Annotated in this window: 3 protein-coding genes; all 3 read left to right on the top strand. The window is 45.9% G+C overall.

Annotated elements, in window-relative coordinates; all coding sequences use genetic code 11:
• Window positions 1-26: 26 nt before the first annotated feature.
• Window positions 27-437: a GNAT family N-acetyltransferase gene (locus tag M4I42_RS16630; RefSeq protein ID WP_442864125.1), complete on the top strand. Its 411-nt coding sequence runs from the start codon at window positions 27-29 to the stop codon at window positions 435-437.
• Complete coding sequence (locus M4I42_RS16625) at window positions 409-912, top strand: GNAT family N-acetyltransferase (RefSeq protein ID WP_268853159.1); 504 nt, start codon at window positions 409-411, stop codon at window positions 910-912. Before M4I42_RS16630 ends, M4I42_RS16625 begins: the two co-directional genes overlap by 29 nt.
• 578 nt (window positions 913-1,490) lie before the next feature.
• The coding region (locus M4I42_RS16620) for a hypothetical protein (RefSeq protein WP_268853158.1) at window positions 1,491-2,220 on the top strand (730 nt) is incomplete at its 3' end.

Genomic DNA, 2,220 nt, shown 5'->3' with positions numbered 1-2,220 from the left:
ATTTGCAAAATGCTGATTGGAACCGAATGAAAGAAATATACGAATCCGTTGGTTGGGCGAAACATACGGAAGAAATCATTCAGCGCGTGTTTCAAGCGAGCAATATCGTGGCGCTTGCCTTTTCCGAAGGCCGCCTTGTCGGATTTGGTCGCGCCCTTTCTGACGGCGTGTTTAATGCGGCGATTTATGACGTCGTCGTTCATCGCGATGATCAAGGTCGAGGCATCGGGAAGGCGATTGTGGAAGATTTGCTTGCGCAGCTTGAGTCCGTGTCGTGTGTCCATCTTATTTCCACGACCGGAAACGAGCCGTTTTATATGCAAACAGGCTTTCGCAAAGCGAAGACGGCGCTCGCCCGCTATCAAAGCGCGGAGTTGGCAACGCAGTATTTGGAAGGGGGAAACAACATTGAACATTCGCCACGCAACGGTCGATGATGCCGAACGGCTCGCTGCGCTCATTTTGCAAGTCGAGTCGGAGTCGGACTATTTGCTGTTTGAAGCGGGGGAACGCAAGCTCACTCCCGAACAGCAGCGCAGTCACCTCGAAGCGATCACGAACGAAGACAACGCGACTATATTGCTTGCCGAGACGGACGAAGGGAAGTTGATCGGCTATTTATTGGCAAGGGGGGGATTTGCAAGACGAAACCGACATTCCGTTTACATTGTCATCGGGCTGCTTGCCGCTTTTCGGGGAAAAGGAGTCGGCACGATGCTGCTGACAGAGCTGGAGCGATGGGCGCGGGAAAAAGGCGTTCATCGCCTTGAACTGACCGTCGTGATAGACAATGCCCCTGCGATTTCGTTATACCAAAAGATGGGGTTTGAACAAGAAGGCGTCAAGCGCCATTCGCTGAATATCAACGGTCGATACGTCGATGAATATTGCATGGCAAAATTGCTGTCATAGCTTGTACGAATGAGGAAAAAGGGGGGAAGAGGTAGACCGTGTTTATTTTTTCACCGGATTTCCGGAGGTTATTGCCTCGATGTTGCTTGAGGAGCTGATCGCGAAATGGGCTCCAGAAAAGATTTATACGTTTGTGCTGTCCAATATGAAAGACAAGAAAAGTCCGACGCTGAATATTTCAGGGAATGGTTTTTGTATGAGTTCGGTATTGAACCGGACTCATGCTGTGTTATTTAACTAATGAGGAAGATTTCAATCACTCTTTAAATTTCGTGCATCAGATTATTTGCTGGGACGTAAAACTTGTAGACGGCGATTCGATTGAGGACATTCAAAAGCATTCGTATACTTTTCGGTCATATGCGACAAATAAGGAAGAGCCGTTATAGAAGGTTTTTCTTTGACAGTGATGGTAAGCCGAACAAAGTTGAAGTAATGCAAAATCAAACGAGCTTGCAATACGATGATATGGACACGTTAATGCCGCTACCTCTGCACCTTGCACAAAAGGCAAAAGAATATGCTAAGATGGTGTTGTAGAACGAACAGACGAGAAAACAGTGAAAGGAATGGTGCGCATGAATATACAAAAAATCGTTCAGCGGCTTTCTCGTGACGAATTGTTGGAGCTTGTGTTGAACTTAATTCGATCGGACAAGCGTGTTCAAGAACGGGTGCTTGATTTTTTGGAACGAAATGGGTGCTTGACTGCCAAAGAAACGGCACAAAAACATAACCGCGAATATCGGGAGAAATTTGCGGAAGCAATCGGTATTATTAAGGAATTTAATATGTATGGTGGTGGACCTGAGGAAGAAGAAGACATTGTTTACGAACATATGGAAACAATCCTCGCGCTCCTTCAAGACGGACATCTTCCTGAAGGCGCTAGAGAAGAAATGATTCATGCGTTAATGGAGCAATATTTAGAAGGTAACTCAGGATTTGAGGATGCGATATGGGAATGGATCGAGCAAATCGCTTCTACTGAAACACATTGGCGCACGATCGTCGATTATTTAGAATCATTGGGGGATAGATACTATCAGTCGCTCATATTAGATATTTATCGCTACAAGCTTGATGATGCGCATACATATGAACAAAGACGGGCTCAGCAGCTTCGCTATGGAAGCGATTATGTCGAATATGCTTTATTTTTAGAGGAAAAAGGCGATCGGGATAAAGCATTGGAAATTGCGGAGAAGGGACTGAAAGAGGGAGAAGGGGCGCTAGACGGCTTGTATGCCTATTTGTTCAAGCGGTACGATGAAATGGGAGAGAAGGAAAAAGCACTTCAATTATTGA

This window comes from Anoxybacillus sp. J5B_2022, from assembly GCF_026847645.1.
GTDB lineage: Bacteria > Bacillota > Bacilli > Bacillales > Anoxybacillaceae > Anoxybacteroides.
Note: the sequence above shows the minus strand (reverse complement) of the source record. Positions and strands in the feature narration are given on the sequence as shown.